Below are 14551 nucleotides of genomic sequence, written 5' to 3'. Positions count from 1 at the left end.
CTATCATTTGGTATCTCCATTCCGGTTCTAAAAATGTTATACTTAATACTGGGTGATATTATGAAAAAATATTTTCTAAGTATAATTGTTTTGATACTTTTCCTGAGCGGCTGTGGAACAGACTTGCCCCGAGTTCGCTGGGATGTACTGGAGCCTGTTCCTCAGGAAAAAAGGGAGACAACCGCATTGCGAGTGGCGGTCTCTTCTATGACTTCGCCCCGGGAAACCTATTTTCTTTATCAGGAAATGATTGAAGAACTAGGCCGGGAACTGGGGATGCCGGTAGTGTTTATCCAGAAGGCTTCCTATAAGGAAGTTAATGATTTACTAAGAGATAAACAGGTTGATATTGCATTTATCTGCTCTTATGCCTATGTAATGGGAAAGAAAGAATTCGGATTGGAGTTACTGGCGGTTCCCAGAATAAATGGCAAAAATACTTACCAGGGGTATATTATAGTAAGAAAAGATGGGAATATAAACAGTTTTTCAGACCTAAAAGATAAGCGTTTTGCTTTTACCGATCCTATGTCCTTTACAGGGTATTTTTATCCATTGGCACTTTTACGACAACAACATACTGATCCCGCACGATTTTTTGCTGAAACCTATTTTATGGGCAGCCATGATAATGCCATCAAAGCAGTGGCTCAGGGCTTGGTAGACGGCGCAGCAGTAGATGGGCTAATCTATGAATATATGGCAGCCAAGGACAGGAGTATCAGGGCCAATACCAGCATTATCAATGTTTCTCCAGCGGCCGGGATGCCACCACTGGTGGCCCGGCCAGGGCTTGATGCGAAATTGAAAGAAAGAATTGCTGAAATCATGTTGAATTTGCATCAACGCCAGGACGGACAGGCAATTTTACGCAGATTACAGATTGAAAGGTTTGAGCCTGGCAATGATCAGGATTATGAGGTTATTCGAAAATTAGCCCAGCAGGTGAAAAACAATGGATATTAAAAAAATCAGTCTGTCCGGTAAAATAATTATCATGATCATTGCCCTGATTTTTCTTACTGCTGTTTTTGCCTTTTTTGATGTGCAGATGACCCTGCATAAAATAATGGGGCAGCAATTAACCCAGCGGGGGATTTCCATCGGCAGGGACCTGGCCGCCCGCAGTGCTGATTTGCTTTTTACCCGTAATCTCTATGCTCTGGATGAGCTGTTAAAAGATACACGCCAGAATAACCAGGACATTAAGTACATTCTGGTCTTTGATCAGAAAGGTAATCTGGTACACAGCACCTTTGGCCGTCGCCTGCCGGCAGGTTTAAGGAATATAAACTCTATTCGACCAGGGCAGGAAAAAAATATCGTGGTTTTTTCCAGTCCGGACGGATTGATTAAAGACATTGCCATCCCTATTCTGGAAGGAAGCGCAGGCTGGGTAAGGGTTGGTATGACAGAATATTATCTGCAGGAAGGCCTAAAACATGTCAGCAGCCGGCTTTTGTTGACTACCGGTGGAGTGAGCTTTTTTGGGATATTAATGGCGATCTGGCTAACCGGGGTGGTTACCAAACCCTTAAAGCGCCTGGTACACGCTACCCAGGAAGTGGCAGCAGGTAATTTGGCCATTCAGGTACCGGTAGAAAACAGCGGTGATGACCTGGCCAGTCTTACTGCGGCTTTCAATGAGATGGTGGCCAAAATTCGGCAAAACCAGCTACAACTACAACAATATAGCGAGGAATTGCGCCAAAAAGAAATTATCCGTCAGCAATTACTGGCCAAACTAATTGCAGCTCAGGAAGAAGAGCGGAAACGGATCGCCCGGGAGTTACATGATCAGGCCAGTCAGAGCCTGACATCCTTGAAAGTAGCATTACGCACTTTTTATCAGCAGGAAAAAGAACCGGAACATCTTCAGTATTTGGCGGAAATTCTGGGAATGACTGATAATGTCCTGGACGAGTTGCGCTCTCTGGCGTTAGAATTGAGACCCAGCGTTCTGGATGATCTGGGACTGGAGGAAGGGCTTAAATTTTATCTTAAACAATGGGGGGAGAGACACCGGATTGATGTTGACCTGCTCATCGATGGGCTGGATAAAAGGCTACCGATTCATATAGAAACAGCTGTTTACAGAATTATCCAGGAAGCTCTGACCAATATCGCCAAACATGCACAGGCTGAAAATGTCAGTATCGTTGTTAGGCGGGAAGAAAAACAATTGAAAGTAATAATCGAAGATGATGGCCAGGGTTTTTGTCTGGATGAAGCTCTGGAAAACAATATCTTCAAGAAAAAACTAGGGCTGTTTGGTATGCAGGAAAGAGCTACACTGCTGGGGGGAGAATTTCAAATTGAGACTGAGCCGGGACAGGGGTGTAGTATATATCTCCGCTTGCCGCTGTTGGAGGGGAGCGAGGTAAATGATTAAAATTTTACTGGTAGATGATCATGCTGTATTGCGCTCGGGTTTAAAAATGTTAATTGGAGCTCAAAAGGATATGCTAGTAGTTGGTGAAGCAGCTACGGCAGAAGAAGCTCTGGATTTGGCCTTAACCCTGGATTTTGATCTAGCCCTGGTTGATTTGAGCATGCCAGGTATGGGCGGGATTGCGCTGGTAGAGCAGTTGTCGAAGTTGAATCCTGCGTGCCGGGTGCTTGTCCTGACTATGCATGAAGATGAAGGGTATGTAAAGAGGGTGTTACAGGCCGGAGCTCATGGCTATCTGCTGAAAAAGGCAGCTGATATTGAGCTGCTTTCAGCTATTCGCAGTGTTTATGAAGGCAAAATTTTTGTTGATCCGGCTATTGCTGGGTTTTTGCTGAAAGAACTAGCGGGTCGCAAACCGGAGAAAGAACGGAAAGATCCTCTTTTAACCGAACGGGAAAGAGAAGTCCTGGCTTTGATCGCCCGGGGCTATACCAACAAAGAAATTGCCGACCAGCTTTTCATCAGTGTAAAAACAGTGGAAGTATATAAAGCTAAACTGAAAGAAAAACTGCGGGCAAAAGGGCGGTCTGAACTGGTTCGCGCAGCCCGGGAACTGGGGATTAGCCCTTGATAGGAGTGAGAGTATGCCGGCACAAATTGATTCAGGAAAATGTTTGCGCCGATATCGCAATCAGGCTTGCCGGGTGTGTCTGGAAAACTGCCCTGGTCAGGCGATTCAGTTAGTAAATGGCTTGCCGGTGGTCGAAAAGCAGGGTTGTCAAAATTGCGGTTTCTGCCGGGCCCAGTGTCCCACCGCTGCAGCCAGCGGTTCAGCCTGGCTGCAGGCCCCGGTGTTGGCCTGTCAGGAAACGGGACCTGTCGAGGGGGCTATTAATATACCCTGTCTAGCAGTGCTTACTGTCGAGGAAATTTTAGACTGGCTGGAAAAACACGGAGAAGAAAGACTGGAGATACATTGCGGCGATTGTGAAAGCTGTGCCTGCTCCAACTGGCGTATCTATGCGGAGAAAACCCGGCAGCAGGTTAAAGACTGGTTAAGGGCTACGGGCTGGCAGGAACGGTGTCAGTTTAAAATTTCACCGAAAGAGAAAAAACTGGGTCGACGGGCGCTTTTTTCTTGGCTTAGCCTGAAACTGCTGGAAAAGGTGGAACAGGTACTGAAGGACTCCGGGGAAAACAAGCCCCGTCCCAGCTGGTCCAACCTGTTACCCCGATTACCGGAAGCGGCCTGGCAACGCAGTGCGGAGATACTGGCAGTTGATCCCGGTAAATGTGATCAGTGTGGTGTTTGTATCCGGGTCTGTCCACAGCAAGCCTTTTTTAGTGAAGTGGATGGTAAAACCAGACGGCTATTGTGGCAGGGGAGTAAATGCCGGGATTGTCATGTATGTAGCGGTCTCTGTCCTGTGCGGGCGTTAAGCTGGCAGCCCGGATCATGGAAGGAGAGAATAAAACCGATAATATTAAAGGAAATACCAGTAATATACTGTCAGGTTTGCGGCCAGGTGATATCCTCGACCAGGGAAGGAAAATGCCCTGCCTGTATCAAAAAACAGAACCTGCTGCAAGAAATAAATTTCACTTTCACAGCTTAAGCAGGAAAATGTGTTTTTCTGTCGAAAATACACAGGCAAAGAAAATAAATAAATAACTCCGAGCCCGGAAAGCCTAAGGCTGAAAGCTATGGCGCCGGGACGACCGCTTGCCGGTCCGGGGTAGCCGGGGAAACCTGACTGCCTCCCCTGTTTGGAAAGGAGTTTCGTTTGGACACTTTTCTTTTCAACAGGGGGAAAAGTGTCTTTTTATTTAGCGCAAAAGGACAAGGAGGTTAGAGTATGCAATCAAGAAAAACCGTTTTGCTCCTGGTGTTAATGTTACTGGCCGGCATCCTAACTGGCTGTACCGCAGCTCAAAAGGCAAAAGAGCCCCTGACCATTTTTGCCGGCTCAGCGGTAAAACCGCCCCTGGAAGAAGTGATCCAGGCCTTTACTGCCCGGACCGGTATCCCGGTGCAGGCCAGTTATGGTGGTTCTGGTACCATGTTATCCCAGATGTTGCTGGCCCAAAAGGGTGACCTTTACATCCCGGGCTCCCATGATTTTATGGATATAGCAGAAACCAAACAGGCAGTCAAACCGGAAAGCAGAAAAATTGTCGCCTACCTGGTTCCAGCCATTGTAGTGCCCAAAGGCAACCCTAAAGGCATCAAGACCCTGGCGGACCTGGCGCGGCCGGGTGTGAAAGTGGGCATTGCCGAACCGAAAACCGTCTGTTTAGGCCTGTATGCTAAGGATATTTTTGCCAAAAACGGGCTGACGGCTGCCATCGAAAAAAACATCGTCGTTACTCCTAAAAGCTGTGAGGATACCGCAACGGTTGCTGCTTTAAACCAGGTAGATGCAGTTATCGGCTGGACGGTATTTGATAACTGGAATCCCGAGAAACTGGAAGTAATTCCCCTGCCAAAAGAACAGCTGGTCAAGATCGGCAATATTCCGGTGGCTATCAGCCGCTTCAGCCAGCAGCCGGAAACAGCACAGAAATTTATTGATTTCCTCACCTCAGAACGGGGAAAGGAAATCTTCCGAAAACATGGTTATGCGGTAGATGAGAAGGAAGTGAAATTTTGAGAGACAGCTTTGAGCGAGTAGCCAGAATTAATCTGCTGTTCTACCTCTTTTTTGTGGCTGCCTTGCTGGGGGCGATTGCCTTCAATATCCGGCCGGCAGCCCTGGTTCAGGCTTTTCTTTCCCCTGAAGTGCTGTTCGCCGTTCGCCTCAGTTTGCTGACAGCTACAACTACCACCATCATAAGCCTAGTTCTGGCTTTGCCTGCAGCTTATTTTCTGGCTCGCCGGCAATTTCCCGGCCGTAGCTTGCTGGAAACATTTCTGGATCTGCCCCTGGTACTACCTCCCATTGTGGGAGGTGTTGCCCTGCTTCTCTTCTTCCGTAGCCCCCTGGGGCGATGGCTGGAGGGCATGGGCCTTTCCCCGGTTTTTACTGCTGGAGGTGTCATTCTGGCCCAGTTTACGGTGGTAGCAACCTACGCCTTGCGCTTATTGAAAACCACCTTTGAGACTATCGATCCTCGTCTGGAACAGGTGGCCCGTACCCTGGGCTGTAATAGCGGGCAGGTTTTCCGGCGGGTAACCCTGCCCCTGGCCCGGCCGGGCATCCTGGCCACCACTGTGATCACCTGGGCCAGAGCCCTGGGGGAATTCGGGGCTACTGTTACCTTTGCCGGTGCTACCCGGTTTAAGACGGAAGTTTTGCCTACCGCTATTTATCTCAGTCTATCTTCAGTGGATATAGATCAAACAGTGGCACTGGCCCTGATTCTAATCTTCCTGGCGCTTCTGGCCCTCTGGTTGTTGCGACTGGCAGCCGGGATAGGGAGGGAAAACAGTGATTAGACTGGAAAATATCCGGGTAACCCGGGGCAAATTCCGCCTGGAAGTGCCTGGACTTCATGTTCACAGGGGCGAGTATTTTGTTTTGCTGGGTCCCTCGGGACAGGGTAAAACCGTCTTGCTGGAAACCATTGCCGGGTTGCAGTTGCCGGAAACAGGGCGCGTTTTTTTGCAGGAGCGGGATGTCAGCGGCCTGCCACCGGAGAAGCGACAGATTGCCTATGTACCCCAGGATTATGCCCTTTTTCCCCATTTAACCTGTCGGGAAAATATCGCTTTTGCCGCATCCCGGGAGGAGGCCTATTACTGGGCAGAAAGGCTGGGAATAACCTGCTTGCTGGACCGCTATCCCCTGCGCTTGAGTGGAGGGGAAAGACAGCGGGTAGCCCTGGCCCGTGCCCTGGCGGCGGGTAGCCGGATTTTACTGCTGGATGAACCGCTGGCGGCACTGGATCCCCAGACCCGGGCCGAGTTCTGGCTATTACTGAAAAGGTTGCAACGGGAACAGCACCTGACCGTCATTCATGTTTGTCATGATTTCACCGAGGCTTATGTGCTGGCTGAGCGGATTGGTATTATCAACCAGGGCAAACTGGTTCAGGTCGGCAGCAAGGAGGAAGTCTTTCAGCATCCCGTTACAGAGGAGATTGCCCGCTTCGTTGGTATGAGCAACCTCTTCCCGGCACTGGTTGAAGCCCACAGTGAAACGGAGACCGTTCTTAACTGGCAGGGCTGGCAACTGCGGGTGACAGGAAATTGGCCGGTGACGGCAGGTCAAATGTTGAAATTCGGCATCAGGCCGGAAAATGTGATGCTGGTACGGCCGGAACGCCAGCTATCCGCCAATCTGGGGGAAAATATAGTGGAAGGGACCATTGTGGAGGAGATGGCCCGGGGTACCACCTATTTGCTCTGGGTGGAAATTGGTTGTCCAAATCAGGCCACAGAGAGGATGCTTATTGATTTACCCCGCCATGTTTATAACCGCCTGGAACTGGCTACCCGGCGGCAGCAGCGGCTGAGTTTGAAAAAAAATAACATTCATATATTTCCCCTCTTGCCATTTTAAAAATTTTCAGTTAATGTTAAAGTAAGTGAATGTGAATTTCAAATACAAGGAGCAGAAGCATGAACTATCAGGAGGCTTTGGACTATCTGGCTCAACAGACAAAATTTGGCATCAATCTGGGGCTGGAGCGCATTCAGGAACTTTTACGCCGTTTGGGTAATCCCCAGGATGGCCTGAAGGTAGTCCATATCGGTGGTACCAATGGGAAGGGTTCAACGGCAGCCATGATAGCCTCGGTATTGCGGGCCGCAGGTTACAGAACCGGCTTATTTACCAGTCCCCACCTGCATAGCTATACGGAGCGCTATCGTATTAATGGCCAGGCTATTGCTGAAGAAGAGGTAGCCCGGCTGATTACCGGGCTACGACCTGTGCTGGAGCAAATGGTGGCAGATGGGATGGAAGCACCCACGGAGTTTGAAGTCAGCACTGCGCTGGCCTTCCTCTGGTTTGCCCGGCAGCAGGTGGACTGGCTGGTACTGGAAGTAGGCCTGGGAGGAGAAATCGACTCCACCAATGTGGTTAGGCCGGAAGTAGTGGTCATCACCAATGTGGGCATGGATCACATGGATTATCTGGGGCCCACCATTGCCGATATAGCCCGGGCCAAGGCGGGCATCATCAAGCCCGGGTGCCCGGTAGTGACAGGGGCCAGCGGTACGGCTCTGGAGATCATCCAGACCAGGGCCCGGGAGTTATCAGCTCCTCTCTGGTCTCTGGGACAGGAAATCCAGGTCAGGGACATTGACCTGAGTGCTACCGGCACAGCCTGTCGGGTACAGACACCCCGGGGAGAATATTTCATCCAGGTACCTTTACTGGGCGCCCATCAGGCTGCTAATGCTGCCCTGGCGGTAGCGGCCCTCTTGCACCTGCGGGAGCGGGGGGCAGAATGGCGGGGGGAACATTTGCGCTCGGGCCTGGCGGAAACCCGCTGGCCGGGCCGCCTGGAAATCATCAGCCAGCAACCGCTGGTGATTCTGGACGGAGCCCACAACCTGGCCGGGGCTCAGGCGCTGGCGGAAGCCTTGCCGCTGGTTACTGCCGGGCGGAGGCTTAATCTGGTTCTGGGGATGCTGGCTGACAAGGAAAGGGAAAAAGTGCTGGCTTTACTGGCACCCTGTATCCAGCATCTCATCATCACCCGGCCCAATAGCTACCGGGCCGGGGACTGGCAGGCACTGGCTGCTGTGGCCAGACAGTATCTGCCGGACAAGCGAGTGGAATTATATGAACAGGTGGAAAAGGCGATAGAGCGAGGGTTGGCCATCACTGATGCACAACAGGCTTTACTAATCACTGGTTCTCTGTATATGATAGCTGATGCTCGCTCCTATTTGTTAAAAAAATTGTCAAAGGGGGGCGCCGGGGTTGAAAGTATTTAAGATACCAGAGGCTACTATTATTCGTTTGTCGGTTTATTCTCGTTTTCTGGAACAGGCGGACAAAAAGGGGATTGTCACCATTTCTTCCGGGGAGATAGCAGAAGGGGTAGGAGTGAGCCCGGCCCAGGTCCGGAAAGACCTGGCCTATTTCGGGGAATTTGGTACCAGGGGTGTAGGCTATAATGTCAAGGATCTCCTGCATCATACCCTGAAAATCCTGGGTTTGTCCCGGGAATGGCCAGTAGTGGTAGTAGGGGCAGGTAATCTGGGTACGGCTCTGGTCAGTTACAGGGGTTTTCGGGAACGGGGCTTTAAAATTGTCGGTATCTTCGATAATGACCCTAACAAAATCGGTAAAACCATTGGCGACATGGTGGTGCAGTCCATGGAGGAATTGCCAGAGACAATCGCTAAGAAAAATGCTGCCATTGGTGTTATTGCTGTTCCGGCCACCATCGCCCAGGATGTGGCTGACTTGCTGGTAAAAGCAGGGATTAAGGCGATTATGAATTTCGCCCCGAAAGCGCTGATGGTTCCGGATGCAGTGGAAATTCGCAATATTGATCTGGCCGTTACCCTGGAGATTCTGACCTTCAATCTCTGTATGCGGGAAAATGGCTTGTTATAGAAACCGGCTTCAGCCGGTTTTTTTTCTGTGAGAGCGGTCACATACTAATGACAGCCACAGCGGTATAATGAACTTAGTAACCGGATAGGAGTGAAAGCCCATGCAAGAGCGGCAGGATTTCTACCGTAACCTGAGTGAGGAATATGATCTGATGGTGGACTGGCCTTCCCGGCTGTCCTGGGAATTGCCTTTTCTTACTGGCGTTTTACAAAAACAGGCTGGCAAAAAGGTCATCGATGCTGCCTGTGGCACAGGTAACCATGGTCTGGCCCTGGCGGAACTGGGCTGGGAGGTTACTGGTACTGATGCCAGTCCGGAAATGGTGGCCATTGCCAGTACCAGGGCTGAACGCTGGCCCAACCTGAAGTTTTATCAGCTGCGCCTTGGTGAGCTGGCACGCCAGTTCGGGGAAGAGAAGTTTGATGCTCTTTTATGCCTGGGAAACAGCCTGCCGCATGTGCTGGAGCGCCTCCAGCTGGAACAGACTATCGGGGATTTCGCTCTGGTATTAAAATCTGGAGGAGTAGCGGTGGTCCAGCTGCTTAACTACCAGCGGATATTCAGTGAGGCTGAGCGCTTTCTGGCTCCAGTTAGCCGCAAAACCCAGGAGGGAGAGAGGCTTTTTTTGCGCTTCTATGATTTCCTGCCGGAAAACTACCTGGATTTTAATTTGGTGGTCTTAAGGCAACAGGGGGGGACCTGGCAGCAACAGGTAGAGACTACCCGCCTGCGGGGCTGGTTGGCCCGGGAACTGCTACCGGTTTTTCGTTCTCAGGGTTTTACCCGGATTGAGCTGTATGGAGATTATCAGGGCAAACCATATCAGGAGCTGAAAGCAAAAGACTTGATTATTGTAGCTTACAAGCTAGATGGAGAGGAGATGACAAAATGAACTGGACTAAAGAAGCAGAAGCAGCCCTGGAGAAAGTGCCCTTTTTCGTACGCCCCATGGCCCGAAAGGCGGTCGAGGAATATTGCAAGAAACATGGTATTGGTACTATTACCGAAGCAGAAGTTAAGGCGGCCCGGGAAAAGTTCCTGGCGGGAGTGGATGAAGAGCCCAAACCCGGGGAGCCGAAACCGACTAAAGTTGCGATCGTACGCTGTGATATTGTTTCCGAAACCTGTCCCGGTGTAGGTTGCATGAATGCCTGGAATAAGCGGAAAGTGCATTTTGAGCAATATGGGCCTGAGGCCGAATTGATTGGCGTCTTTACCTGTGGCGGTTGTTCCGGCCGCCGGGTTTATCGTCTGGTCAAGAAACTCAAGGATTATGGCCTGGATGTGGTTCACCTCAGTTCCTGTATGCTGATGGATGGCGATTATCCCAAATGCCCTTTCAAGCAGATTATCAAGGAAGGCATTCTGGGCCAGGGCGTAAGGGTTGTGGAAGGTACCCATCACTGAGTAATAAGGAAATTATTAGACCAGTAGGCAGGAAAAAGCCTAAATTTGTCGAATGCCTGTATATGTATACAAAATACATAGACAGGGCGGAGGCGTGATTATGCAATACAGAATGGAAAAAGATTTTTTAGGAGAAATGGCAATCCCGGCTGAAGCTTACTATGGAGTGCAAACAGCCCGGGCTCTGGAGAACTTCCCTATTACCGGCTATCGGCCTCACCGGGAACTGATCGTGGCTCTGGCTGCGGTAAAAGAGGCAGCCGCCAGAGCCAATGCCGAAATCGGTGCCCTGCCTGGCAGGGTAGCAGATGCCATCTGCCAGGCCTGCAGGGAAATCAGGGCCGGACAGTGGCAGGAATGGTTCGTGGTGGATGTGATTCAGGGTGGAGCCGGTACATCTCTGAATATGAATGCCAATGAAGTTATTGCCAACCGGGCCATTGAAATCCTGGGCGGTAACAAGGGGCAGTATAGTCTGGTTCACCCCAATATCCATGTTAACATGGCCCAGAGCACCAATGATGTGGTGCCTACGGCCTTCCGCATTGCGGCCTACCGGCTGGCCCAGGGGACACTGGAGGCCCTGGAGCAACTGATAGAAGCCATCGCAGCCAAGGCCCGGGAGTTTGACCATGTGCTGAAAATGGGTCGTACCCATTTACAGGATGCGGTGCCCATCCGGCTGGGTCAGGAGTTTGGGGCCTGGGCCCGTATGTTGCGCCGGGACCAAATCCGGATCGAACGGGCCCTGGAGAACCTGCTGGAAGTGAATCTGGGAGCGACTGCAGTGGGCACCGGGCTAAATGCTGACCCGGAGTACATTCGGCGCTCAGTGGAGATCCTGGCTGAAATCACTGGCCTGCCCTTGCGCAATGCCGAAGACCTGGTGGATGCTACCCAGAACACCGATGCTTATGTAGAGCTATCCGGGGACTTAAAGACTCTGGCCGGCAATCTTTCCAAGATTGCCAATGACCTGCGGCTGATGGCATCTGGTCCGCGGGCCGGCCTGGGAGAAATCAATCTTCCTCCCCGACAACCCGGTTCGTCTATCATGCCGGGCAAAGTCAATCCGGTTATGGCCGAAGTAATTAACCAGATTGCTTTTCAGGTCAATGGCAATGATGTCACCATTGCCCGGGCGGCGGAGGCGGGTCAGCTGGAACTGAATGTAATGATACCAGTGCTGATTTTCAATCTTCTGCAAAGCCTGGATATTCTCCGCAATGGCATGCAGGTGTTCCGGGACAAGTGTATAGCAGGCATTACCGCCAATGAAGAGCGCTGCCGGCAGCTGGTGGAAAACAGTGTGGGCATTATTACTGCTATCAATCCTCACCTGGGCTATGAGGTAGCCAGCCGTCTGGCCCGGGAGGCCATTAACAGCGGACGGCCGGTCAGGGAGCTGATTTTAGAACAGGGATTGCTGACGGAGGCAGAACTGGAAGCAATTCTGAATCCCTATGAGATGACCAGGCCCGGGATTCCGGCCAAACACCTGCTGGGATAAAAAGTGAGAAAGGCAAGGGGCTGTCCCTTGCTCTTTTTTTTACTTAATGATAAACTTTTGTTCAGAGGAGGCGGGATCAAGTGGGATACAAGGGAAATGGCCCGGGCAGCCCCTGGCTGCTGTTTTTATTGATAATCGTCGGGTCCCTGCTGGGCACCGCTTTAGGTGCCATTCTGGGGGAATATCTCTCATTCCTGAATATCAGTCAATCCATCGGTTTTCCCACCACTACCCTGGATTTATCATTTGCTAGAATCACCCTGGGCCTGCAATTGCGCATTTCCATCGCTACCCTGTTAGGAGCCCTTCTGGCCTATATGGCTTATCGCAAGCTGTAGGAGGGATACAGTGAAACTGGTTCTGGCATCAGCTTCACCCAGAAGACAGCAGCTGCTAAAGCTATTGGGCCTGGATTTTCAGGTCCTTACTGCCGATATTGATGAAACCCTGGATTCCGCTCAGCCTCTGGCCAGTGCCATTCAGGACCTGGCCAGGAGAAAGGCGCGGGCGGTGCAAGAGCAATTGCCCGAGCGGCCTGCTGATCTGTACATACTGGCGGCAGATACAGTGGTAGTTTTAGAGGGACAGGTTCTGGGCAAACCCGCAAATGCCAGGGAGGCCGAGGCCATGTTGCAGTTCCTGTCCGGCCGCCCTCACCAGGTTATGACCGGTGTGGTGCTGTTACGGGCTGATGGCGAGAGCTGTTATAGTGATTATGCCGTTACCGAGGTTACCTTTCGCCCTTTGACTGCTAACGAAATCAGGGCCTATGTGGCCACTGGCGAGCCGCTGGACAAGGCCGGTGCTTATGGTATCCAGGGTCTGGGCAGCTTACTGGTGGATAGAATCAATGGTTGCTATTACAATGTAGTCGGCTTGCCGCTGGTCAAAACCATGCAGTTATTGCGGCAGGCAGGCTGGCGGATTTTGAGCTGAGCGGGCACCGCCCGGGTTGCCGGGACAAAAACAAAAGAGGTGACCGCCATGAAAAATCTTTCCATGCGTCATTTACCCCCGGAGCAAAGGCCGCGGGAGCGTTTGCTCCAGCAAGGTCCGCGGGTCCTCAGTGATGCGGAACTGCTGGCTATTCTCTTGCGCACCGGAGTTGAAGGGGAGTCGGCCTTGCAGCTGGCCCACCGGCTGCTGGCTGAGGCCGGAGGGATAAAAAATCTGGCCAAAAAAACGGTGGAGGACATTCTGCATTTACCTGGTATTGGCCCGGCCAAAGGGGCGCTGATTTGCGCTGCTTTTGAGCTGGGACGCCGGGTAGCTACTGCTCCCTCCAGCCGTTTACCTGTAATCAGCGGACCTGAGGATGCCGCTGATCTGGTTATGGCTGAGATGGCAGCCCTGGAAAAGGAACATTTTCGGGTGATCCTGCTGGATGTGAGAAACCGGGTGCTGGGGATTGATGAATTGTCCATTGGTGGCATGACCAGGGCCCTGGCAGACCCGCGAGCCTTGTTCAAACAGGCTTTGCGCAAAAATGCCGTGGCCTTAATCCTGGTCCATAATCACCCCAGTGGTGACCCCCGGCCCAGTACAGAGGACATCCATTTAACCAGGCAATTGATGCAGGCGGGACGGCTTCTGGACATAGTCATATTAGATCATATCATCATCGGGGATAATAAATACTGTAGCCTGAAAGAAGAAGGGTTGCTAGGCAGTTAGAAAGGAGACGGAAAAATGGTATTCGGCTTATTTTCCAGAGATATGGGTATAGATTTGGGGACTGCCAACTCACTGGTGCATGTGCGCGGCAAAGGGATTGTGCTGCGGGAACCTTCGGTGGTAGCCATCCAGAAGGAGACAGGCAAAGTTCTGGCTGTGGGCTTAGAGGCCAAGCAGATGATTGGCCGGACGCCGGGGAATATTGTTGCTATTCGCCCCATGAAAGACGGAGTCATTGCCGATTATGACATTACCCGGGAGATGCTGCGCCATTTTATGAACAAGGCGCTGAAGCGCAAAGCCAGCCTGGTGCGCCCCCGGGTTGTGGTCAGTATCCCTTCCGGGGTGACACCGGTGGAGAGAAGGGCGGTCAAAGAAGCGGCTCTGCAGGCCGGGGCCAGGGAGGCCTACCTGATTGAAGAACCCATGGCAGCGGCCATTGGGGCCGGTTTGCCGGTGGAAGAACCTACCGGCAATATGGTGGTGGATATCGGGGGTGGGACAACTGATGTGGCGGTGATCTCCTTAGGAGGGATTGTCACCAGCCGCTCCATCCGCATTGGCGGTGATGAGATGGATGAGGCTATCATGGCTCACATCAAACGCACCTATAATCTGGCTATTGGTGAACGCACAGCGGAAGAAATCAAGATCAATATCGGCAATTGCTATCCCACAGGCAAGACGGAGACCTATGAAGTGCGAGGCCGGGACCTGGTTACCGGTTTGCCCAAAAATGTCCTGGTTACTTCTGAAGAAATAGCCCGGGCCCTGGCGGAGCCGGTAACAGCTATCCTGGAAGCTATTAAATTTACCCTGGAAAAAACTCCCCCCGAACTGGCAGCGGATATCATGGACCGGGGTATTATGATGGCAGGTGGCGGGGCGCTGCTCAAAGGGCTGGATCGGCTGGTCAGCGAACAGACCGGCATGCCGGTGCATATTGCCGAAGAGCCCCTGGCTGCTATTGCCATGGGTACAGGTAAGTGTCTGGAAAATCTGGATACCTGGCGCCGGGTGCTGGATCGTGGCTAAAGCTGGGCAAGGCAGGTG

The 14551-nt window shown here is 51.7% G+C and carries 16 protein-coding genes and 1 riboswitch; all 16 genes read left to right on the top strand.

Features of this window, described 5'->3' with window-relative positions:
- Positions 1 to 33 precede the first annotated feature (33 nt).
- The 16 genes from CTH_RS10070 to CTH_RS09995 all read left to right on the top strand — a co-directional run bounded on the left by CTH_RS10070 (position 34) and on the right by CTH_RS09995 (position 14533).
- Entirely contained in the window at positions 34 to 966 is a 933-nt protein-coding gene (locus CTH_RS10070) for a substrate-binding domain-containing protein (RefSeq protein WP_078665582.1), read from the top strand.
- Positions 956 to 2392 (top strand): HAMP domain-containing sensor histidine kinase, encoded by a 1437-nt coding sequence (locus tag CTH_RS10065; RefSeq protein WP_078665581.1) that lies wholly within the window; start codon positions 956 to 958, stop codon positions 2390 to 2392. The genes CTH_RS10070 and CTH_RS10065 overlap by 11 nt, the downstream gene beginning before the upstream one ends.
- Entirely contained in the window at positions 2385 to 3023 is a 639-nt protein-coding gene (locus CTH_RS10060) for a response regulator (RefSeq protein ID WP_078665580.1), read from the top strand. Before CTH_RS10065 ends, CTH_RS10060 begins: the two co-directional genes overlap by 8 nt.
- A 13-nt stretch (positions 3024 to 3036) precedes the next feature.
- Positions 3037 to 4008 (top strand): 4Fe-4S binding protein, encoded by a 972-nt coding sequence (locus CTH_RS10055; protein ID WP_107753775.1) that lies wholly within the window; start codon positions 3037 to 3039, stop codon positions 4006 to 4008.
- Positions 4009 to 4052: 44 nt separating this feature from the next.
- A riboswitch (molybdenum cofactor riboswitch) is annotated at positions 4053 to 4186 on the top strand.
- Positions 4187 to 4248: 62 nt separating this feature from the next.
- Positions 4249 to 5043, top strand: a complete 795-nt coding sequence (gene modA / locus CTH_RS10050; RefSeq protein ID WP_107753773.1) for a molybdate ABC transporter substrate-binding protein — start codon at positions 4249 to 4251, stop codon at positions 5041 to 5043.
- Positions 5040 to 5828: an ABC transporter permease gene (locus CTH_RS10045; RefSeq protein WP_159071921.1), complete on the top strand. Its 789-nt coding sequence runs from the start codon at positions 5040 to 5042 to the stop codon at positions 5826 to 5828. Before modA ends, CTH_RS10045 begins: the two co-directional genes overlap by 4 nt.
- Positions 5821 to 6894, top strand: a complete 1074-nt coding sequence (locus CTH_RS10040; protein WP_107753771.1) for an ABC transporter ATP-binding protein — start codon at positions 5821 to 5823, stop codon at positions 6892 to 6894. Before CTH_RS10045 ends, CTH_RS10040 begins: the two co-directional genes overlap by 8 nt.
- Before the next feature lie 59 nt (positions 6895 to 6953).
- Entirely contained in the window at positions 6954 to 8279 is a 1326-nt protein-coding gene (locus CTH_RS10035; RefSeq protein WP_079932869.1) for a bifunctional folylpolyglutamate synthase/dihydrofolate synthase, read from the top strand.
- Entirely contained in the window at positions 8266 to 8907 is a 642-nt protein-coding gene (locus tag CTH_RS10030) for a redox-sensing transcriptional repressor Rex (protein ID WP_078666380.1), read from the top strand. The genes CTH_RS10035 and CTH_RS10030 overlap by 14 nt, the downstream gene beginning before the upstream one ends.
- A gap of 100 nt (positions 8908 to 9007) precedes the next feature.
- Entirely contained in the window at positions 9008 to 9799 is a 792-nt protein-coding gene (locus CTH_RS10025) for a class I SAM-dependent methyltransferase (protein ID WP_107753769.1), read from the top strand.
- On the top strand, positions 9796 to 10314 hold the full coding sequence (locus CTH_RS10020) for a CGGC domain-containing protein (protein WP_078666378.1): 519 nt from the start codon (positions 9796 to 9798) through the stop codon (positions 10312 to 10314). Before CTH_RS10025 ends, CTH_RS10020 begins: the two co-directional genes overlap by 4 nt.
- Before the next feature lie 100 nt (positions 10315 to 10414).
- Entirely contained in the window at positions 10415 to 11824 is a 1410-nt protein-coding gene (aspA, locus tag CTH_RS10015; RefSeq protein WP_107753767.1) for an aspartate ammonia-lyase, read from the top strand.
- A gap of 80 nt (positions 11825 to 11904) precedes the next feature.
- Positions 11905 to 12162 carry a DUF4321 domain-containing protein gene (locus tag CTH_RS10010; protein WP_078666376.1) on the top strand — a complete coding sequence of 86 codons (258 nt, stop codon included), beginning with the start codon at positions 11905 to 11907 and terminating at the stop codon, positions 12160 to 12162.
- Between the two features lie 10 nt (positions 12163 to 12172).
- Entirely contained in the window at positions 12173 to 12760 is a 588-nt protein-coding gene (locus tag CTH_RS10005) for a Maf family protein (RefSeq protein WP_107753765.1), read from the top strand.
- Between the two features lie 48 nt (positions 12761 to 12808).
- Positions 12809 to 13498, top strand: coding sequence for a RadC family protein (gene radC / locus CTH_RS10000; protein ID WP_078666374.1), 690 nt, complete (start codon positions 12809 to 12811; stop codon positions 13496 to 13498).
- Positions 13499 to 13513: 15 nt separating this feature from the next.
- Complete coding sequence (locus CTH_RS09995) at positions 13514 to 14533, top strand: rod shape-determining protein (RefSeq protein ID WP_078666373.1); 1020 nt, start codon at positions 13514 to 13516, stop codon at positions 14531 to 14533.
- Positions 14534 to 14551: the final 18 nt, after the last annotated feature.

This window comes from Carboxydocella thermautotrophica, from assembly GCA_003054495.1.
GTDB lineage: Bacteria > Bacillota.
Note: the sequence above shows the minus strand (reverse complement) of the source record. Positions and strands in the feature narration are given on the sequence as shown.